This is a genomic window from Clostridium sp. JS66, from assembly GCF_033561535.1.
Lineage (GTDB): Bacteria > Bacillota > Clostridia > Clostridiales > Clostridiaceae > Clostridium_AM > Clostridium_AM carboxidivorans.
Genome location: NZ_CP131467.1, coordinates 4,095,844 through 4,117,302, shown reverse-complemented (window position 1 = coordinate 4,117,302; position 21,459 = coordinate 4,095,844). Strand labels below are relative to the sequence as shown.

20 protein-coding genes are annotated in these 21,459 nt (G+C 30.1%); 14 read left to right on the top strand and 6 right to left on the bottom strand.

The window, feature by feature from the left end; translation table 11 throughout:
* Positions 1-59: 59 nt before the first annotated feature.
* Entirely contained in the window at positions 60-1,466 is a 1,407-nt protein-coding gene (locus Q6H37_RS19235; RefSeq protein WP_318735373.1) for a PLP-dependent aminotransferase family protein, read from the bottom strand.
* 102 nt (positions 1,467-1,568) lie between these two features.
* Between Q6H37_RS19235 and Q6H37_RS19230 the strand changes: the two genes are divergently transcribed.
* From Q6H37_RS19230 to Q6H37_RS19220, 3 genes are all read left to right on the top strand, one after another.
* Positions 1,569-1,982 (top strand): CGGC domain-containing protein, encoded by a 414-nt coding sequence (locus tag Q6H37_RS19230; RefSeq protein ID WP_318735371.1) that lies wholly within the window; start codon positions 1,569-1,571, stop codon positions 1,980-1,982.
* Between the two features lie 656 nt (positions 1,983-2,638).
* Positions 2,639-4,087 (top strand): MFS transporter, encoded by a 1,449-nt coding sequence (locus Q6H37_RS19225; RefSeq protein ID WP_318735368.1) that lies wholly within the window; start codon positions 2,639-2,641, stop codon positions 4,085-4,087.
* A gap of 123 nt (positions 4,088-4,210) precedes the next feature.
* Positions 4,211-4,900, top strand: a complete 690-nt coding sequence (locus Q6H37_RS19220) for a hypothetical protein (protein ID WP_318735366.1) — start codon at positions 4,211-4,213, stop codon at positions 4,898-4,900.
* Between the two features lie 53 nt (positions 4,901-4,953).
* On the opposite strand, the gene Q6H37_RS19215 is transcribed toward Q6H37_RS19220, so the two are convergent.
* Positions 4,954-5,874 carry a tetratricopeptide repeat protein gene (locus Q6H37_RS19215; RefSeq protein ID WP_318735364.1) on the bottom strand — a complete coding sequence of 307 codons (921 nt, stop codon included), beginning with the start codon at positions 5,872-5,874 and terminating at the stop codon, positions 4,954-4,956.
* Positions 5,875-5,991: 117 nt separating this feature from the next.
* Positions 5,992-6,849, bottom strand: coding sequence for a LysR family transcriptional regulator (locus Q6H37_RS19210; protein ID WP_318735362.1), 858 nt, complete (start codon positions 6,847-6,849; stop codon positions 5,992-5,994).
* 126 nt (positions 6,850-6,975) lie between these two features.
* Between Q6H37_RS19210 and Q6H37_RS19205 the strand changes: the two genes are divergently transcribed.
* On the top strand, positions 6,976-7,512 hold the full coding sequence (locus Q6H37_RS19205; RefSeq protein WP_318735359.1) for a cysteine hydrolase family protein: 537 nt from the start codon (positions 6,976-6,978) through the stop codon (positions 7,510-7,512).
* 150 nt (positions 7,513-7,662) lie between these two features.
* The gene (locus tag Q6H37_RS19200; protein ID WP_318735356.1) at positions 7,663-8,259 is read left to right on the top strand and encodes a sugar O-acetyltransferase; all 597 of its coding nucleotides are present in this window, start codon (positions 7,663-7,665) and stop codon (positions 8,257-8,259) included.
* A 313-nt stretch (positions 8,260-8,572) separates the two neighbouring features.
* Here the strand turns inward: Q6H37_RS19200 and Q6H37_RS19195 are convergent, their stop codons facing one another.
* Positions 8,573-9,094: a hypothetical protein gene (locus Q6H37_RS19195; protein ID WP_318735353.1), complete on the bottom strand. Its 522-nt coding sequence runs from the start codon at positions 9,092-9,094 to the stop codon at positions 8,573-8,575.
* A 952-nt stretch (positions 9,095-10,046) separates the two neighbouring features.
* On the opposite strand from Q6H37_RS19195, the gene Q6H37_RS19190 reads away from it, so the two are divergent.
* The 7 genes from Q6H37_RS19190 to Q6H37_RS19165 all read left to right on the top strand — a co-directional run bounded on the left by Q6H37_RS19190 (position 10,047) and on the right by Q6H37_RS19165 (position 17,780).
* Positions 10,047-10,832: an electron transfer flavoprotein subunit beta/FixA family protein gene (locus Q6H37_RS19190; RefSeq protein ID WP_318735350.1), complete on the top strand. Its 786-nt coding sequence runs from the start codon at positions 10,047-10,049 to the stop codon at positions 10,830-10,832.
* Positions 10,833-10,852: 20 nt separating this feature from the next.
* Positions 10,853-11,797 carry an electron transfer flavoprotein subunit alpha/FixB family protein gene (locus Q6H37_RS19185; RefSeq protein ID WP_318735347.1) on the top strand — a complete coding sequence of 315 codons (945 nt, stop codon included), beginning with the start codon at positions 10,853-10,855 and terminating at the stop codon, positions 11,795-11,797.
* 159 nt (positions 11,798-11,956) lie between these two features.
* A complete protein-coding gene (locus Q6H37_RS19180) occupies positions 11,957-13,543 on the top strand; it encodes an L-lactate permease (protein WP_318735344.1) in 1,587 nt (528 codons plus the stop codon).
* Positions 13,544-13,587: 44 nt separating this feature from the next.
* A complete protein-coding gene (locus Q6H37_RS19175; RefSeq protein WP_318735342.1) occupies positions 13,588-15,015 on the top strand; it encodes an FAD-binding oxidoreductase in 1,428 nt (475 codons plus the stop codon).
* A gap of 58 nt (positions 15,016-15,073) precedes the next feature.
* Complete coding sequence (locus tag Q6H37_RS19170; protein ID WP_318735339.1) at positions 15,074-16,216, top strand: acyl-CoA dehydrogenase; 1,143 nt, start codon at positions 15,074-15,076, stop codon at positions 16,214-16,216.
* 313 nt (positions 16,217-16,529) lie between these two features.
* On the top strand, positions 16,530-16,700 hold the full coding sequence (locus Q6H37_RS29600; protein WP_412523872.1) for a DUF4405 domain-containing protein: 171 nt from the start codon (positions 16,530-16,532) through the stop codon (positions 16,698-16,700).
* A 282-nt stretch (positions 16,701-16,982) separates the two neighbouring features.
* Positions 16,983-17,780 (top strand): DUF5714 domain-containing protein, encoded by a 798-nt coding sequence (locus Q6H37_RS19165; protein WP_412523871.1) that lies wholly within the window; start codon positions 16,983-16,985, stop codon positions 17,778-17,780.
* 213 nt (positions 17,781-17,993) lie between these two features.
* Here Q6H37_RS19165 and pssA read toward each other — a convergent pair whose 3' ends face one another.
* Together pssA and Q6H37_RS19155 are read right to left on the bottom strand one after the other, a co-directional pair.
* On the bottom strand, positions 17,994-18,515 hold the full coding sequence (gene pssA, locus Q6H37_RS19160; protein WP_318735336.1) for a CDP-diacylglycerol--serine O-phosphatidyltransferase: 522 nt from the start codon (positions 18,513-18,515) through the stop codon (positions 17,994-17,996).
* 11 nt (positions 18,516-18,526) lie between these two features.
* Positions 18,527-19,237 (bottom strand): TVP38/TMEM64 family protein, encoded by a 711-nt coding sequence (locus Q6H37_RS19155; RefSeq protein WP_318735333.1) that lies wholly within the window; start codon positions 19,235-19,237, stop codon positions 18,527-18,529.
* 163 nt (positions 19,238-19,400) lie between these two features.
* Between Q6H37_RS19155 and Q6H37_RS19150 the strand changes: the two genes are divergently transcribed.
* Positions 19,401-20,090 carry a response regulator transcription factor gene (locus Q6H37_RS19150; RefSeq protein ID WP_318735330.1) on the top strand — a complete coding sequence of 230 codons (690 nt, stop codon included), beginning with the start codon at positions 19,401-19,403 and terminating at the stop codon, positions 20,088-20,090.
* Complete coding sequence (locus Q6H37_RS19145) at positions 20,083-21,411, top strand: HAMP domain-containing sensor histidine kinase (RefSeq protein ID WP_318735329.1); 1,329 nt, start codon at positions 20,083-20,085, stop codon at positions 21,409-21,411. The genes Q6H37_RS19150 and Q6H37_RS19145 overlap by 8 nt, the downstream gene beginning before the upstream one ends.
* Positions 21,412-21,459 lie beyond the last annotated feature (48 nt).

The window sequence follows — 21,459 nt, the reverse complement described above, 5'->3', positions numbered from 1 at the left end:
ATTAACTTCCCTTCAAGCGGTTACTTCTACTTTAAATTGTAATTCCATTTTTCAGTGTACTAAATAAGCCATGCTTCTTTTAATATCTTAATACCATCTTCAATCTGCTTTTCTGTTAAGCCACCAAAACCTAGTAAAATCATAGGAAATTCACTGCGTATACACTGATTATAATGAATTGAAGTTGGATAGACTTTTATTTTCACATTACGAGCACGTTGAATTAATTCTTCCTCTGTCATTCCATTTTTAACTTTCAATAAAATGTGTAGTCCAGAATTTGCACCTATAACTTCAGTTTTTTCTTTCATATGTTTATCAATTGAGGAAAGCAATATTGAATGTTTTTTACGATATAATGTCCTCATCTTATTTATGTGACTTGAGAAATATCCTTCTTTTATAAATTTATAGAGTGTATTTTGATGGAGTCTAGATACGGTTTGTTTATATATTTTAAAATGTTTTTGATATTTCTCAATTAAATTTGGGGGTAAAACTAAATAACTTATCCTGATTGAAGGAATTAGAGATTTTGAAAATGTACCCATATAAATAACCTTACCATTCCTATCTAATCCCTGCAAAGAAGGAATTGGCTTACCTTTATATCTAAATTCGCTGTCGTAATCATCTTCGATTATATAACCATTTTTTTCTTCACACCATTTCAACAATTCCAATCTTCGAGAAACTGGCATAACCATTCCACAAGGAAACTGATGCGAAGGTGTAACATAGACAACTTTAGCAGAACTTTTTCTTAAATCTTCTACACAAATGCCATCTTCATCTATTGAAATAGGATGGACCTCTAATCCTTGGTCTATAAAAACATTTCTTGCTTTATTGAACCCAGGATTTTCAATTGCGTATGTATAGTCTTTGCCTAACAGCATACATAAAAATATCATTAGATATTGCATGCCTGCTCCAATAATAATTTGTTCTGGAATGCATCTCACACTTCTTGATTGGAAAAGATATTTAGATATCTCTTTACGTAAACATTCCTCTCCTTGAGATTCACCTATTAACAAGAGATTGCCTTGATCCGAATATAAACATTGAGTTGTTAATTTCCTCCATGTACAGTATGGAAAATGCTCCAAATCAACATTTCCTGAACTAAAGTCAATTAAATATTTAAATTTCTCATTTAATTTAATGCTTTTATCCGACTTATTGTTAAGTGGTGGATTACATGATAAGCTATCTTCTAGTTTTGTTACAAACATACCTATACGAGGTCTACTTTCTACATATCCTTCTGCACATAATTGTTCATATGCAGTTTGAATAGTGTTCTGACTAATTCCTAGATAAGTTGATAATTTTCTTTTTGATGGTAATTTTGTCTCTGGTTTAATTGTTCCAATCTGTATTTCATGTTTGATATATTCATATAACTGCACATAAAGTGGAGTGTTTTTTGAGTAATCCCAAATAGGCATAATTTCAACCATTATTTATATCCTCCAATAACTGATACTATAAAATATATTAAAACTGATACTTTTGATGATACCATATTGGAATTATAATTTAAAGAAAAGGAGGGGTAATTTATGAGTACTAAATATGTAGTTATTATTCAATGTGATATTGCACATAAAAGGTGCAGTGGATTTGCATGTACAAATGCTTTTTATAATAAGGATGAGATTTTTAAGGATTATGATGATGATACAAGATATATTTCTTTCACCTGTGGTGGATGCTGCGGAAAGGGAGTTGCCTCCAAATTGGAGCATTTCTCAAAGAAGGCATATAAAAAGAATAACATTAGTAAAGATGAGGTAGTAGTTCATTTGGCATCCTGCATGGTAACAGAGAATTATCACTATGATAGATGTCCACATGCAGATTACATAAAAAACATAGTCATAAAGAAAGGTTATAAAAATATAATTGAGGGATCTTATGTAAGCAATAATGCCAAAAAGAAAAGGGAAGAAGGTATATATAATTGCTATGAGTAGAGCATTTGCATAACTTAATTTTTGAGAGGACAATTGTCCTCTGTCCTCTTAATTATTATCATCTAGTTTAAACTTGCCAACTATATCATCAAGTTTTTCAGATATACACTTGAGCTTTTTCATATTCATATTTATGCTTTCTATTGAATTGTTTTGTTCTTCAACTGAAGCTGCCAGTTACTGACTTCCTTCAGAGGATTTTTCTGAAATGGAGGATATATTTTCTATGGATTTTACAGCTAAATTCTTGTCTGCATCCACCTATATTATTTATTTTATCAGATAAATCATTTAGTTTTTCATTTCCTTTATTTGCTTCACCTGCCTGCAAAACTGAGTCGCTAGCCATTTCTTCAGCTGTTTTTGATATTATGATGGCAACATATCTTGAAAATATAATGGCTGCAGCTATACATATAATTAATATAATTAAGTTTAATGCTATAAGTGAGCAAAGATCTTTTGTAAATTTACTTTTAGGAACTGCAAATACAATTTGTAATAACCACTATAATACGTTAACAATTTATTAACAATTTGATGCGTATAGTAAAGAGTATAAAAAGAATATTTAGATATTTACTATATCTTCAAAGTATTTGGTATGATATAATTTTTAAAGGAAATTTTGAGTCGTCAAGGAGGAAGTGCCGAGTATGGGAAAAATTATTGATGAAAAAACATTCTTTCACTTATCAAAATCTAAAAGAAAGCTTGCCATTGCTGCAGTGGCTTTAGGTACTTTTATGTCTGCATTAGATTCCAGTGTAGTAAACATAGCTTTACCTAATATAAGTACTCATTTTAATACAAATCTTTCAACTATTGAATGGGTTGTAATGTCTTATCTCCTTATAATAAGTAGCCTTCTCATCACCTATGGAAGAATGGGAGATATGTATGGCCATAAAAAAGTTTATGTTAGAGGATTTATAATTTTTACTTTAGGATCTTTTTTATGTGGAATATCACCAAATATAATTATTTTAATCATTTCACGTATTATTCAAGCAATAGGAGCAGGAATGCTTATGTCCATGAGTTCTGCTATTATTACAAATATTACACCGCCAAAAGAACGTGGAAAATCTTTAGGTATTATAGCTGTTTCAGTTTCAATTGCACTTGCCACAGGTCCAGTGATAGGAGGTATTTTAACTTCTCTTTTAGGATGGGAGAGTATTTTCTATATTAATATACCTATTGGAATATTTGGTTGTTTTTTTGCTGAAAAGGTTATTCCTAAAAGCGCAATTATTGATAAACAGCCCTTTGATATAAAAGGTTCTGTATTAATTTTTGCATCATTAATTACCATACTTCTTCCACTAAGCTATACTGAAACCTATGGATGGGAGGATCCTTATATAATAACCTCACTTATTGGAGGAATAATGTTGCTTGGTGTTTTTATTTTTGTAGAAAAGAAAACACAATATCCTATGATGGATTTAACCATGTTTAAAAACAAGCTTTTTTCCATGAGTAATTTATCAGCACTTTTAAATTTTATAGCACAATTTTCGGTAGTATTAATTATGCCTTTTTATCTACAGCAATTAAGAGGGCTTCCACCATCAAAGGCAGGATTTTTAATGATACCTATGCCTCTTACCACCATGTTCATAGCCCCTATAAGTGGTGCTGTCTCTGATAGAATAGATAGTAGATATATCAGTGCATTGGGTATGGCTATAGCTTCCTTTGGTATCTACCTTTTAAGTAATTTAAAAATTGGATCCTCTCATAGTTATATTGCTATGTCACTTATGATTACAGGCTTAGGTACTGGCTTATTTCAGACGCCTAACAATAGTGCTATAATGGGCAGTGTTGCAAACAATAGAAGAGGTATTGCTTCAAGTATACTTGCTACTATGAGAAATATAGGAATGGTACTGGGAATAGCAATATCTGGTGCAATTTTTAGTACTCATCAAAATTACTTGATTAGAGCTCTTTCAACAAAAGGATTAAGTTCTAATGAAATAAAGGTTCAAGCCTTTACTGGAGCTCTTCATCTTGCATATACAGTAGGAGCTGCAATAGCATTCGTTGCCATTATAACATCACTAATAAAGGGTACAACTAAAAGGGTAAATTAAATGATATGATACTTTTAACATGAGTAAAGATCTTGATTTAGTTACTTAATTTGGTTATATGATCAAAAAAGTGGTAATATTTAAAGTAGAAATATTATTTTATGACTAAATTAGGAGGCTAGTATGGTTAAAGTTGATCTAAAGGTTAATCAAGGCAGTCCTCAGTATAGTTGTAGTTCTTGTAGTGATTGCCAAAGTGTTTTTGGAAAGAGTTTATGTTCTATAAAAAATAGAGGATGCTGTTGGTATTTTCCTAAATTTACATTGTATGAAATTCATAAAATGGCAAAAGAGAAAGATGGATTAAAAGTATTAAACAGTATTGTGAATCTTCCAAAAGTAAAAGTTTATAATTATTATATTCATGCAAAGGGGTATTTTGATGAAATAGGGTATAGGAAATATATTAAAACCAGGCATGTATATGATACTTCTGTTAAGGATAAATCTATTTTTTTCAGAGCATGTCCATTTGTAAACCAAGGAATAGGATGTATGCTGCCTGAGAAATATAGAAGTTATGTGTGCAACTTTTTTATTTGTGCTGAAGTAGTAAAAAAGGTACAAAAATATGATGAATTTAAAAATTATATAAATGAGCGCACCAATTATGTTAAGTGGATTGAGTGGGAGAATTTTTCACTTGAGGAATTTTTAGCTGAGAAAAAATTAAATTTGGAGGATAACTTTGAGGAAGTTATAGATATTCTCAAAGATATGCCATTAGAGGAGTATGAATTTAGGAGTTTAAAGCCAATAATAGCAATAGAAAAATCTAGTGATTATGAAAAGAAAAAAATTAGGATAAAATAGATCTTCTAAATGTGGCAGACTCATACTTGTTTAAAAGTATGAGCCTTTTAAATTTATAAACTGCATTTAGCTACAAATTCTTTAAATGAATTTAATTTTCTTACCTTTTCCAATTCTTCGTCTTCCAAAATATATTTTAAAAACTGTGGATATAATTTCAAAGACATAATTATATCTTCACAAGCCTTATTTTCTTCACCAATCAAGGCATAAAAACAACTCCTGTTGTAATATAAAAAATGTGTTTCGCTGCAATTATTAATTCCACTGGATAAAACTTCTATACCTTTTTTTGTATCTGTATATTTATAGATTACAGCTAAGTTTAAATAACTGTATTCATAATTCTTATCTTTTTCAATTGCTCTTTCGTAGAAGTTAATTGCTTTTTCTATCATATTAAGCTTATAATAAATTACTCCCATATTGAACAAAGCTAAATGATTATTAGGATATATCTTTAAAGCTTTTGAAAACTTCTTATAGGCAGCACCATTTTCATTTCGTTCTTCATAAATACATCCTAGATTTAAATTTGCCCAAAAATCCATAGGATTTAAATTTAACAATTTTTCGTAAGTTTCTATTGCTAAAGCTTTTTTTCCAGATACATCATAAACATTGGCTAAGAAAAAATAAGCCTTATGATAGTTTGGATTTATATAAATAGCTTTATTATATAACTTTATAGCTTCTTCATAATTTTCTTCCTCATCATATATTGTAGCTAAACCATAATAAGCTCTTTCTTCATAATCATCTATGTTTAAAGCTTCTTTATAATAATCTTTAGCTTTCTCTGATTTTCCCAAAGAGTCATATATTAAAGCTAAATTAATTATTGTATCCACATCTTCACCATTTGAAAGTTCATAAGCTTTATTATATAAATTTAGTGCCTTAATCAATTTATTTTCTTCAAAAGCTTCTTCTGCCTTTTCTAAATATTTATTAATTTGTACATCGTCCTTCATAAATACACTCTTTCTATTATTTTATAATACTATTACTAAGTTTAATTCAGTTCTTTAATTATAACATTTTTAATATGCCATGTTAACGTAAGTAGAAAACCCAAATTAATGTTATAATTATTCAGAAAGTAATTTGAAAAAAGAATTTATAACTTCTTTTTTTGTGTTACTTTGTTCAATCATCACATATCCATCCATAAAGCATGAAGGTGTGTTTTTTATTTTTACTTCTTTTAAGTACCCATTTTCAATAGAGTTACATACCAATGATTTTAACACAAAGGAATATCCCAATCCATCATGTAAATATTCTACAATTTCTAATACTTGATCTATGCTAAACTGGAAATCAAGCTTGCAGTGGAGCTCATTTTCAACATATTCAATGAAATTATCTCCTGTATCAGCATATAAGAGGGGGATATTTTTTAATTCCTTTACAAGAAGTTCATCTTTAAAATCAGTTGAATTTTTAGCAACCAATATAATTTCATCTTTTAATTTATTTAAGCAAATAAATTTATTTAATTTTGGAAGAGTAAAAACAAAACCAATATCAATAAGATTATCAGAAAGCATTTCCAATAAGTTAGGGGTGTGATTTATTGTAATTTCTAGAGATATATCTGGTCTAAGTTTCATAAATTTTTTTGCAACTTTCTTAACATATCCTGAATATAGTGAATGTACTGTTCCTATTTTAAGAGTGTTTTTATAATTTAAATTATTTAATGCGCTTAAACCTTCTTCTTCAATTGTTACGATTCTTTTTGCATAAGGAAGAAAATATAGGCCTGATTGAGTTAATGATACAGATTTATTGGTTCTATAGAATAAATCAATGTCAAGATATTTTTCAAGCTCTTGAATTCTGTTTGACACAGTGGATTGAACGATATTTAGTTTTTCAGCTGTTTTTGAAAAATTTTTGGTCTCAGCTAGTACCACAAAGGTTTTATAAAAATCATAGTTCATGGTTATATTTCTCCTATTATCGATATTATAAATTGATATAAACAAAATTATTCATTATACAAATTATACATTATTTTTTATAATAAAAGAGTAATACATAAGATATATTTGAAAGGAAGAAATTATATGAGTAATATTGTTTTGATGGTTGTAGATGTTCAAAATGCATTAATTGAGAAACATCCTTATAATGAAAAGGGAGTAATTGAAAATATTAAAAAACTTATTTCAACTGCAAGGGATAATAAAAAAGAAGTTATATATGTACGTCATGATGATGGAAAAGGTACTGAACTTGAAAAGGGTACAGAAGGGTGGCAGATTTATGATGAAATAGCACCTAACAGTGATGAATTAATTTTCGAGAAACAATATAACAGTGCTTTTCATAAAACTGAATTGGAGAAGTATTTAGAGAGCAAGGAGATAGATACCATTATATTAATGGGACTTCAAACAGAATATTGTATTGATGCTACTTGCAAAAGTGCCTTTGATTGTGGATACAAGATAATTATTCCAAAGGAAACAAACTCAACTCTTGACAATGAATATCTATCTGGTGATAAGATTTATGAATTTTATAATTATAACATTTGGAATAATCGTTTTGCCAATGTTATTCCAGTTGATGATGTAATAAAGGTTTTGATGAATAATTAATAATTTTTCCGAGTGCAAGTATTTTATATAAAATATCAATACTATAAATAAATTAAGTTGTAATATTAAAAAATCGTAAATGCTTGCACAAATTAAATTTATACTTTAATGAATTACGAGGGTTATTGACATAGTGTGGAGGTAATAAAAATGACAGAAAAAGAAAAAATGATTAATGGAAAACCATATAGAGCATCTGGAGAAGAATTATTTAGTGAACGACAACATGCTAAGGAAATGTTATTTGATTTTAATAGCTTACGTCCAACTGAAATTGATAATAGAAATGATATTATAAGAAATTTGTTTGGTAAGGTTGGTGGCAGCTTTTTTATTGAACCACCATTTCGATGTGATTATGGATATAATATTTCTATTGGAGAAAATTTTTATGCGAACTATAATTGCACTATTTTAGATTGTGCTAAAGTTACAATTGGTGATAATGTTATGTTTGCACCTAATATTAGTCTTTTTACAGCAGGTCATCCAATTCATTTTGAACCACGTAACGCAGGGATTGAATATGCTTTTCCAATTACCATAGGCAATAATGTTTGGATAGGCGGTGGTGTTATTATAAATCCCAATGTAACAATTGGTGACAATGTAGTAATTGGTTCTGGAAGTGTGGTAACAAAAGATATTCCATCCAATTCTATTGCAGTAGGTAATCCTTGTAAGGTTATAAGAGAAATTACGGACAATGATAAGCAATATTACTTTAAAAATCTTAAAATCCAGTAGCTTTATAGGAATACAGTATGAATACTGTGTTATTTAATTTTCAAGCATTTGGCATTATATTTTAAATGCTATGTGATACTTAAATTTAATATTAAAAACCTTCAGAACAAAAATCTGAAGGTTTTATTTTCATTACCATCTATCATAATGTATTCTTTGATTATTAAATCTATATTCTGGTTTTCTTTGTTCATAAGGATATTCAATAGGAATTATTGACAAAGAAATTATTTTTTAATTGTTCTATTATTATACAAAATAGATTTATCACTATCAAGCAGGCACTTTTTGGTATCATAGTATAGATAGGTAATTAGTGATTTTTTCTTTTTTTACGCTGCTGTATATATAAAGACAAAATTTCAGGACATCTTAAAAGCATGGTTATACTTCTGCTTATAAGTTGTGAAGAGAGCATTATAAGGTAAGAAATACCAGCATTATTAAGGACTTGACATCTAGGCATGGATGAAATTGAATGTCTTAATATATGACGTATAGGGATTGCAATAAATAATAATATGGCAGCAGGTAGTCCTCCTTTTTGATATAGCAGCCCATCTTTTCCAGTAAATATCTTGGTTACCATACCAGATGCTATACCGGATACTATTCCTGTTAAAGCAAGAAGAATTATAGGAGTTATTTCTTTATATATAATATCTTGATTTAAATTAGCTATTGAGTCCAAAGTAAGATAAAGAAATATTATAGGGATAATTATATATTTTTTTGGTTTAACAGGTCGTAACGTAATTTGCTTGTATATGATGTATGCTGCTAATAAAATAGTTATCAATAGTCGAAATAAATTTACTGATTGTAAGTTGTGCATATACTTCACCTTCTAAACTTTTTCTTGTGAATAAATTTTAATATATAATCAACTAAATTTATAGTTACTTAAGTTATCAAAAATATATGACATAGGTAATATATTTAATATGTGTGGCAATCAAATAAGAATGTTAAAAAAATAACAATAACTAACTTTTCAGAAGTATCTGATAAGAAAAAATATTTTTTTTATTAGAGAAAGTTGTGGAATTAAAAGGTTATTAATACAATGTTTTCATGAATTTACATAACTAATCTAATATTGTTAATAAAATAACTATTATGGTAATTTTGAGAATATTGTGCTAACATTAAAAGTGTTAAGTGGTCATACCATACTTCCACTTTCAAAAAAATGGATGTATGTTTGCTGCTTTACTTATAATAATTTGCTTCAAATTTTCAATTGAAGCATTGGAGTTTTTGAATTGGCAATGATAAGGCTGATAATATGGTAATGAAGTCTTTTATAGTCGTTGTAAACGTTTTTTGCAAGCACTTATATATTTTGTAGTTTTGGCTATATTGGATTTTAAAAAAATACTAACTTAGTGGTATGACCATAATACTATAGTACCACTACGCTAATATAAAATCATATGGGAAAGACTATGTAGAATTAATGAAAAATATTAGGTTAGCATCTGATCCTAAAAGTATATTAAATTAAAGGGATTTTGCTAACAAATCATTTATATTAAGGGGAGGAATGAATATGAAATTAAAAAACATAACTCTTGTAAAAGATGAAAAACCAGGTTAGTGAGGATCAATAGAACTAAAGCCTTAAACGCACTAAATTCAGAAACTTTAAGAGAATTAGATTTTGATAATGAAAAGAAAGATATGACAGCATTTATAGAAAAAAAGAGAAGATAAAATGAATTTTATGTAATAAATTTTTTAGATTTATGGTAAGTATATACTAAAAGGTAAAGGGGATGAAAGTTATGCAGATTCTAGTATGCGTAAAACAAGTTCCAGATGATTCTGTTGAAATTCATTTGGATAATAAGGTGAAAAAACCTAATTTAAATGGGGTTACTCCGGTAGCCAATGCATTTGACACATATGCATTAGAATTAGCCGTTCGCTTTATGGAAGCGCATGGAGGAAATGTTAGTGTATTAACTGTTGGAGCAGAGGATTCTTTGAATACGTTAAAAAATTGTCTTGCAGTAGGAGCAAAGGAAGCATTTTTTATAAAAGATGACTTATATGCAGATTTAGATGCTCTTGGTACAGCTCATGTTTTGGCAGATGCTATTCATAAGATTGAAAAAGATAAAGATATGAAATTTGATTTGATTCTTTGTGGAAAGGAATCTACAGATGAAATTACTGGTCAAATAGGACCAATGCTTGCTGAAAAATTGGGAACAAGCTTTGTCAGCAGTGCAGTTGAAATCAATTTAGAAGAGAATGCTATGAGCGTTCATCAAGAAACTGAAGAAGGATATAATGTAGTTTCTTTAGATTCTCCAGCAGTAATAACAATAAGTAAACCAAATTATGATCCGCGTTATCCTACCATTAAAACTAAGATGGCAAGTCGTAAAGCAGTTATTCCAACTTATTCAGCTTCAGAAATTGGAGAGGTAAAACAAGCAAAAGCACGTTGCATTGAATACGTTGAACCTCCTAAAAGAGCAGCTGGTATCAAAATTCAAGAAAAAGATGTTACATTGGCAGTAAGTACTGCTTTAGAACAAATGAAAAAGGATAAGGCAATCTAATTAAGGGGGGAAATAAAGGTATGAAAGCATTATTGTTTATGGAAACAGATGGTGAAAAAGTTTTAGGTGGAAGCCTTGAATTAATTAGTGCAGCAAAGGTATTAGATGCAGAGGGAACAGCTCTTATAGTAGGCAGCAGAGCAGCAGCTGATACAGTAGCTAATTTGGGAATTCCAGTTATTTTTATAGATGCTGCTGCAGATTGTGATACTTTGACAGAAGTATTATCACAAATGGTTAAGGAGCAAAATCCAGATATTGTTTTACTATCAAATACAGCAATGGCTAAGGATGTTGCACCACGTATTACAGGACGTATGGGTTTAGGCTGTGTAAGTGATGTAATAGGAATGAGTAAAGATGATGGTAAAGTTATATACACTAGACCAGCTTATGGTGGTACAGTTTTAGAACATATTGAAGTAGAAGGCACAGCAGTAGTTACAGTTAGAAGCGGAAGTTTTCCAAAATCTGAAGAAGGTTCTAAGGCAGCCGTTACAGAGAAAAAAGTGGAAATTCCAGCAGGCGCTATTAAAGCAAAAATTGTTGATAAGGTAAAGGACATTTGTGAAGCTGTTAACTTGGAAGAAGCAGAAATTATTGTTTCTGGCGGTCGTGGAATGGGAAATGCAGAAAACTTCAAGCTTGTTGAAGAATTAGCAAATGTACTTGGCGGCGTGGTAGGTGCCACAAGACCACCAATTGAAGATGGGTGGATTTGTCGTTCACATCAAGTTGGACAATCAGGAAAGATTGTAGCACCAAAACTTTATATTGCATGTGGAATTTCTGGAGCAACTCAACATACATCTGGTATGTCAGCTTCTAATTATATTGTGGCAATTAATAAAGATGAAGAAGCTCCAATTTTTGAAATTGCGGATGTAAGTATTGTTGGAAATGTAAATGAAGTCCTTCCAGTTATGATTGAAGAAATGAAGAAAGTAAAAGAAGAAGCAAAATAAAATTTTATGTTCCTTAGGCTAGAAAAGAATTGTTAAAAATACAATCTATGAAAAATAATGTTAAATAATCAAGGGAAACGTTATATGATCAAAATATAGATGGTAGTACTAATTAATAAGAAAGTAGTACCATAAAATTTGAATGAGGGGAAAAAAGAAATGTTATTTTTTAAATTTTTATTAGCTATATTACCAATTATCTGGCTTATAGTGGCATTGAGTAAATTAAAAATGCCAGGTCATAAAGCTTGTTCTATTGCACTTGTTCTTACAGTGATTTTAGCTATTGGTTTTTGGAAATTAAATGTTGTTTATACTGTATCAGCGGTATTAGAAGGATTACTCAATGCTTTGTGGCCAATTTGTTTAGTTATTGTTGCAGCTTTGTTTACGTATAATTTGACTTTACGTACAGGCGCAATGGATTCCATAAAGAAAATGTTGGCTGGAGTTTCTATTGACAAGAGAGTTTTAGTGTTAATTATTGGATGGGGATTCGGTAATTTCATGGAAGGTATGGCAGGGTTTGGCACAGCCGTTGCTATTCCAGCATCTATGCTTGCTGGTGTTGGATTAAATCCATTTGCATCAGTTGTAGCTTGTTTAGTTGCTAATAGTACACCAACTGCATTCGGATCAGTTGGAATACCACTAGTAACACTTTCATCAGTAACAGGAATTGCATCTCGTACATTAGCAGCAAATACAGTAATGATTGAAGTAATTCTTGCTTTTATTAGTCCATTTATTATGGTATGTATTGTAGGTGGTGGAATAAAGGCACTAAGAGGAGCATTTACTATTACGTTAATTTCAGCATTAGCATTTGTACTACCTTGGTATGTAACAGCAACAGCAGTTGGAGCTGAATTGCCAAATATAGTAGGTTCTATTTGTTGTATGATATGTACAGTTATTGCGGCAAAAGTCTTTAATAAAAAACCTGAAGATGAGTACAGCATTGAAACTAAGGAAGAAACAACTTCATCAGTAACTAAAGAAGAAACAGCTTCAGCAGTAGCTCAAGATAAAGGAGAAGCTATAACATTTGGTAAAGCATTACAAGCATGGAGTCCGTTTATTTTAATATTTGTAATGTTAATAATTACATCAACTTTATGTCCAGCAATTAATCATTTAATTGCAAAATATAAAACCGTTGCGGTTGTATATGCTGGTAAAGGTGGAGGTAAATTGACTTTTAGTTGGATCAATACACCGGGTGTTATCATCTTTGTTGCTGCAATTATTGGTGGTATTCTTCAAGGTGCAAAAGCATCAACCATGTTCGACGTATTGATTGCTACATTAAAAGCAAACTGGAAAGCGATGGCTACAATTTGCGCAGTTATGGCAGTAGCAAAGGTAATGGGCTATAGTGGAATGATTGCAGATATTGCAGGTCTTTTAGTTGTAGTTACAGGAAGAGCATATCCATTGATTTCACCACTAATCGGAGCTATTGGAGCATTTGTTACAGGTTCAGGTACATCAACTTGTGTTTTATTCGGAGGATTACAAGCAAAAACAGCTCAAAATCTTGGACTTTCTGCATCATGGATGGCAGCAGCCAATGTTCTTGGAGCAGGTATAGGAAAGATGATTTGTCCTCAAAGTATTGCAATTGGTGTAACTGCAATTAACAAATCTGGTTCAGAAAGTAAAGTTTTAGGAAGTGTATTTAAATATTTTATGATCTATGTAGTTATTGCCGGCATCGTATGTTTTGTAGGAACATTGATATAAACTTTTAATAATATGTAAGAAAAAGTTAGAAGGGAAGGATTATTATGGCCAAGTACAATGAATTGACAGAAGAATTAATTTCAAAACTTAAGGAGGCAGCTCCAGGACACATTTTGACAGGTGATGATATAAATGAAGATTATTGTCATGATGAAATGCCTATTTATGGAAAGAAGGCTCCACAAGTTGTATTAATGGCACATTCTACAGAAGAAATTGCTGCAGTAGTAAAAATATGCAATGAAAATAAAATACCAGTAACTCCAAGAGGAGCAGGAACAGGACTTGCAGGAGGAGCAGTTCCACTTTTAGGAGGAGTTCTGATTGATATTTCAAAGATGAATAAAATACTTTCTTATGATATGGAAAACTTTGTTGTTCGTGTTCAAGCTGGTGTTTTATTAAAGGATCTTGCAGAGGATTGTGCAAACCATGGACTATTATATGCTCCAGATCCTGGTGAAAAATCTGCTTGTTTAGGTGGAAATGTTTCAACAAATGCTGGTGGAATGAGAGCTGTTAAATATGGCGCAACTCGTGATTATGTACGTGCGATGACAGTTGTACTTCCAACAGGAGAAATTACTAGCTTTGGAGCTTCGGTATCAAAAACAAGTTCAGGTTACAGTCTTTTGAATTTAATGATTGGTTCAGAAGGTACTCTTGGAATCATTACAGAGATTACTTTGAAAACTATGCCAGCACCAAAGGTAGCTGCAAGTTTAATCATTCCTTTTGAAAATTTAGATGATTGTATTGCTACTGTTCCTAAATTTAAAATGGAGCACATGAATCCACAAGCATTAGAATTTATGGAAAGAGAAATTGTATTAGCTAGTGAAAGATATGTTGGAAAGAGTGTATTTCCACAAGTAGTTGATGGAGTAACTGCAAATGCATATTTACTTGTTACCATAGATGCAAGTAGTGAAGATGAATTAAATAATCTTATTGAACAAGCAAGTGAAATAGTTTTAGAAGCAGGAGCAATTGATGTTCTTGTAGCAGATACACCTGCAAAAATGAAGGATGCATGGGCTGCACGTTCTAGCTTCTTAGATGCAATTATGGCAGAAACAAAATTATTAGATGAATGTGATGTTGTAGTTCCAGTAAATAAGATTGCTTCTTATCTTACTTTTGTAAATAAAACTGGTGAAGAATGTGGATTAACTATTAAGAGTTTTGGACATGCAGGAGATGGAAATCTTCATATATACCAATGCAGTAATGACTTAGAAGAGTCAGAATTTAAAACAAGAGTTGATAAATTCTTTAAGATTATCTACAAAGAAGCAACAGATTGTGGTGGTCTTGTTTCAGGAGAACATGGAATTGGTAGCGGAAAAATCAGCTATTTAGCAGATAGTGTTGGAAGCATAAATATGGAGTTAATGAAAGGTATTAAAAAAGCTTTTGATCCGAACTATATTATGAATCCAGGTAAGGTATGCTACTCATTAGATAAATAATAATAATAATTAATAAAGCAAAATTATATGCACATAGAAAGAAAGGTAGGAAATTAATATGAATTTTAAACAAGATGAAAATCATGAACAATTACAACAAATGTACCGCGATTTTGCACAAAAAGAGGTAAAACCAATTGCAAAAGAGATTGATGAAACTATGAGATTTCCAAAAGAAAATGTAGCAAAAATGGCTGAAATGGGACTACTTGGAATTCCATATCCTGAAGAATATGGTGGAGCAGGCATGGACACATTAAGCTATATGCAATGTGTAGAAGAATTAGCTAAATGTTGTGCAACAACAAGTACCATCATTTCAGCACATACAAGTCTTGGTACAGGACCTATTTACGCATATGGTACTGACGAGCAAAAGGAAAAATATTTAAAACCACTTGCTTCTGGTGAAAAATTAGGTGCCTTTGCCTTAACAGAACCTTGTGCTGGAACTGATTCAGCTATGCAAAAGTCAACAGCAGTACTTGAAGGAGACCATTATGTATTAAATGGTAGCAAAATTTTCATTACTAATGCAGGATTTGCAGATGTATATATTGTTCTTGCTATGACAGATAAGAGCAAGGGTACAAAAGGTATTTCAGCATTTATCGTTGAAAAAGATTTTCCAGGATTCTCTGTTGGAAATCATGAAATGAAGATGGGAATAAGAGCATCTTCTACTTGTGAATTATTCTTTGATAATTGCATAGTTCCAAAGGAAAATCTTTTAGGAGAAGAAGGTAAAGGATTTAAAATTGCAATGGCAACTCTTGATGGAGGTCGTATTGGTATCGCTGCACAAGCTCTTGGTATTGCAGAAGGTGCAATAGAGGAAACTATAAAGTATGTAAATGAACGTGTTCAATTTGGACGTACTATTTCAAAATTCCAAAATACACAATTTGAACTTGCTCAAATGCGTGCAAATACAGAAGCTGCAAAGCTTTTAGTATATCAAGCTGCATGTGCAAAGGATAATAATGAACCATATACACATTTAGCTGCTATGGCAAAATTGGTTGCTTCTAGAAATGCCAGTGATGTAACAAGACGCTGCTTGCAATTATTCGGTGGATATGGATATTCAAGTGATTATCCAATTGAAAGAATGATGCGTGATGCAAAAATAACAGAAATATATGAAGGAACATCAGAAGTTCAAATGATGGTAATTTCTGGATGGATGGGTGTTAGATAGTTAACACATATTATTTATCATGAATATTGACTGTGCACCGATAGTGGGCGTAGATCTAAAATTCATTAGATTCCCATATATATTAAATTGCTATATATTTAGATTACTATATAAAAGGAGTATGAGTTAATTTTATGTTTTGGGTATATACACATGACTGATATTTAACTTATACTCCGCCACATATTGCCAAATCTCAGCACATATAAAAACTTTTAATTGCTCTAAAGCACTAAGCTAGGAATAATTAAAAAGTTTTTATATGTGCTTTCCATTTTTGTCAACATATATCCATCATCACCAATGACAGAACATGTTGATGACAGGTTTTATTGTTATTATAATAAGTAGAATTTTAATTTCATATGTTTTGTTCCCAAATTTAAAAATTAACAGATCAATCAATTTTGGAGCAATTCATATATCAATATCATATATTGTACTTTTATTAGTTGAAATTCATATTGGACTTCATTGGAATTGAGCAATGAATGTATCCAAAAAGGTTTTGTAATAATTTCTATGTATGGCAGTATTATTGCAGAATTTTCAATAATAGCATTTTATTTAGAGAAATTATTATGTAGAAGAAAAATTGCAGGGTAAAAGTCAAAATTTAAACTTCCTCTATAGTTTAAGGTGTGTGGCATAGTGCTTAAGCTGAGAAAGTTGAGTTATTCATTTACAGGTGAAGAGTGTAGTGCTAAAATTTATATATAAAAGGCATAGGTTATGAGGAGTTATTAAAGAATGAGGAGGGTTTGAGGTGGATTTAGTTCAGAAGAAGAATAATAGAGCTGCTTCTAGTTGTTGAGGGGATACTGCTGGTGCTAGTGAGCACACTAACTCCAACACTGAAAATTGTAAAATTTGTGGAGGACAATTAGAGTACTTCAATTCTGGAAGAGAATTAACTTGTGTTCTATGTGGCAAAAAAGAGATTGGCAACATTGCCTGTCAAAGTGGACACTATGTCTGCGATGAATGTCATGGTAAAGACCTTTTTGATAGTATAAAAGACTATGTTTTAAAAAGTAAGGCAGTGGATCCATTTGAAATTGCTGAATATCTAATGAATAAGGATAATGTCCCAATGCTGGGGTGTGAAAATGCGTGGATAGCAGCAGGTGCTTTGATGGCAGCACTAAAGAACAATGGAATTGTTAAAGTTACGGATGAACAGATTGTTGAAGCATTGAGAAGGACTAAGAGACAAGCAGTAGGAGGATATTGTGGGCTAACAGGTGTATGTGGAATTGCACCAGCAATTGGTGCATGCTTTAGCGTCATTCTAGGTGCAGCTTGTCCTAAGGATCAAGAAACAGCTGTGACCATGAAAGTAGTGGCAAGAATTATTAATAAAATTGCTGATGAAACTGGTCCTTGCTGTTGTAAGAACTTTGTCAGGACTGCAATTGATGAGAGTATTAAAGCTGCAAAAGAATATCTAAATGTATCTTTACCTTCAAATAGTGAAGCAATTATCTGTACTTACAGTTCCCGTCATCCTCATGGATGCAGGGGAGCTAAATGTCAATATTTCAATATCAATGAAAACCGTTAAAATCCTAATATGAAAAGTAATGGGGAACGGTATTAACAAAATATATTGAAATAAATTTCATAGCCTTATTTGAAAAGCTGCAGTGTATTTATACATAACTTTGCAGAATAAAAAGTAACGAGTAGTGAGCCCACAAGTGGATTTACACTACTCGTTTTTTAATCATTATATAACTTTTGGTTTTGTAAATATTAGAATTATTAGTATTTGCTATTATACTTTTTTTATTCTAAGCTTTGACACCATAAGATAAGTAAAAAGTAATAATAACATAAGCGATAAAGCTACAAAAATGTCATTATCAGGTGTAATCAATGTAAATAATGCAATAATTGCACCTGAAATTGTTATAGGTATACCAGTAAAAACACCATCAAATTCACTTAAATTGTATTTTGCCAATCGATAACAACCGCTTATAATATATAATAGTGGAATGATGATTACAATTATGCCAATATACTCCAAATGAAAAAAGTAATATTTAACAAATATTAAAAGGGCTGGTGCAACTCCAAATGAAACCAAATCTGCTAAGGAATCTAATTCTTTTCCAAGATTATTGGATACATTTAAAAACCTAGCAATTCTACCATCATATCTATCTATAATAGCTGCTAGAACTATTAATATAGCGGCATAAAAATAATTATTATTGAAGGTTTCGACTATTGAGATAATACCTAATGATAGATTAGTAAGTGTAAGTAAATTAGGTATAGAATTTTTTAACATATAACCACCTCTTAACTAATTTTATAAGATTCTTTATAATTGTTATTACATGAAAGCTTGTTTATAATTTTGTCTTTGTAAATTATCCCCAAAACAAAGGCTATTAAGGCAAATGAACCTATTATTACTGTGGATGTATAATTTCTATAATGAAGATTTGATCCAACAGTTACAGATGCTAAAAGCCATGGGAATCTACTAACAAGTAAAATACCAAAAAATTTCAAAGGTTTTATAGGAGTTAATCCTGCAACGTATATTAAAAAATCTTTTGGTAATCCAGGAACAAAGAAAATAATGAATAAAATAATAGAAAATTTTTTATTATCCATAATATCATTTAACCATTTAGAATTATTTCTATTCATTAACTTTTCTACAAAGGAAGCACCTATGAACCTGGTAAAATAAAAGGCTATAATAGCTCCTAAAAGCATACCTACTGTTGTGTAAGTTATGCCTAAAGATACATCATAAATATATCCGCCAGCAACTTGAATTACTTCTCCGGGAATTGGAGCAATTACTGTTTGCAGTACCTGGAAAAAGATAAATACAATAGTCCCTAATTTTCCTAGGGAAACTATATAATTTCTAAATTTATCAAGAGACATAGTCAATTCAATAATATTCGGCAAATATTTCAATACCAGTACAGCTGTACAAATCCCTAATAAATACATAAAGATTTTAAAAATGAAAAATTTTTTAGATTTATCCATAATTGTTTCATCCTTTCTTATATTCTATAACTAACTAATATTTTATTATAAACATCTTAAGATTTTTATATAGTAAATCTTAAGAATTCTTAAGTCATTTAAATAATATAGATTTTAAGTATAATGAATTATATACTAATAATTAAATGGAGGGTGAATAATTATGAAGAATATTTTGATTGCAGATGACAATGAAGAAATAAGGGAAATAGTCCGTGTTTTATTGGAGAGTGAAGGTTATAATGTTATGGAAGCTGTAGATGGTGAAGATGCTGTAATTAAAGTTGATAAAAATATAGATTTGATCATACTTGACATAATGATGCCTATAAAATCTGGATTTAAAGCATGTGTAGAGATTCGTGAAAAAACAAGTGCTCCTATTTTGCTTTTAACTGCTAAAACACAGGATTCAGATAAGTGTATGGGATTCTCTTCTGGATGTGATGATTATCTATCAAAACCATTTTCATATACAGAACTTGTTTCAAGAGTTAAAGCGCTGCTTAGAAGGTATTATGTATATAAAGGAAAAGAGAAAGTTAATTCAAATGAAGATATTAATATAGATGGATTAACAATAAACATAAGTTCAAATGAAGTATTTATGGATAATAAAGAAATTATACTCACAGAAACTGAATATAGAATATTATTGCTGATGGCACAAAATCGAAAGAAGGTATTTTCAGCACAAAATTTGTATGAAAGCGTTTGGAAAGAACCTTATTTTTATTCTTGTAATAATACCATTATGGTACATATAAGAAATTTGAGAAGGAAGTTGGAAAAAGAACCGCAAAGCCCTAAATACATAAAAACAGTATGGGGAAAGGGGTATAGGATTGAATAATAGATTTTTATGTACAAAATTAGAAATCAAATTAATTCTAAGCTTAATATTTTCATTTGTTATTGCTGTTGGTATCTTCTTTTTATTATCAACAATAGGTGAAAATATGTTAGATAACTATTTTAATAAAACTTCTTTTGTAAGTAATCAAAAAAGACAAGCTGTATCCAATTTTAAAAAATATATATCAGATAACAATTTGACAGTAAATGATCATGATAAAATAACACAATGGGTTCATAAAGAGAAGTACATAAATATTTACATTTATAAAGATAATAGATTAATTTATAGTTACAATATCAATAATATCGATAATGATTATAATCAATCACAAGAAAGCCCAATAATTTTTTCAAATGAAGCACTTAGTGATATTAAATTTAATGATGTAAATGCAAAAATCTATATGGAATGTTTTTTTGAGTACAAATATTATTATATTATAGCTTTTTTTGATGTTGCAGTTGCATTTTTGTGCTTTATAGTAATTATGCTGATTTTAATAAAAAGAAAGACAGTATACATAGGAACACTTGAAAATGAAATAAAGATACTAGAAGGTGGTAATTTAAATAATGAAATTACTATTAAAGGAGATGATGAACTTTCTTCTTTGGCTCAAGGTATTAATGAAATGAGAAAGTCATTTATTGAAAGATTGGAAAGTGAGGACAAAGCTCATTTAGCTAATAGTGAACTGATTACAGCAATGTCACATGATTTGAGAACACCACTTACAGCACTAGTAGGATATTTAGATATTATAGAATATAAAAAGTACAAGACAGATGAAAATTTGAAACAATATATCCATAGCAGCAGGGAAAAAGCATATCAGATTAAATATCTTTCTGATAAATTATTTGAATATTTTATAGTGTTTAATACTAATGATGATGATTTAGAATTGGAAACTTTTGATGGAAATGAACTTTTAGAACAATTGTTAGGAGAGCAAAGCTTTATATTAGAAGACAATGAATTTGATTTTGAAATTGATTCCTGTAGTACACTTTTTTTTATAGAGGTAAATTTAATTTCCATACGTAGAGTTTTTGATAATATCTTTTCTAATATTATTAAGTATGCGGATAAATCAAAGTCAATTAAAGTTAAATACTATATTCAAAAAAAATTGTTATTTATTTATATTGAAAATAAGATAAATAATAACTTAAAAGCAGTAAATAGCACAGGAATAGGTCTAAGAACATGTAAAAAAATTATAGAAGGACACAATGGAAAAATTGAAACTGGAAAACAGGAGAATACCTTTTTTATTCAAATTGAACTACCTATAAAACTAAGTAATAGTTGATTGGTTTTATCTATAAGTTTGATAAAAATTAAGTTGCCGCATTAAAGA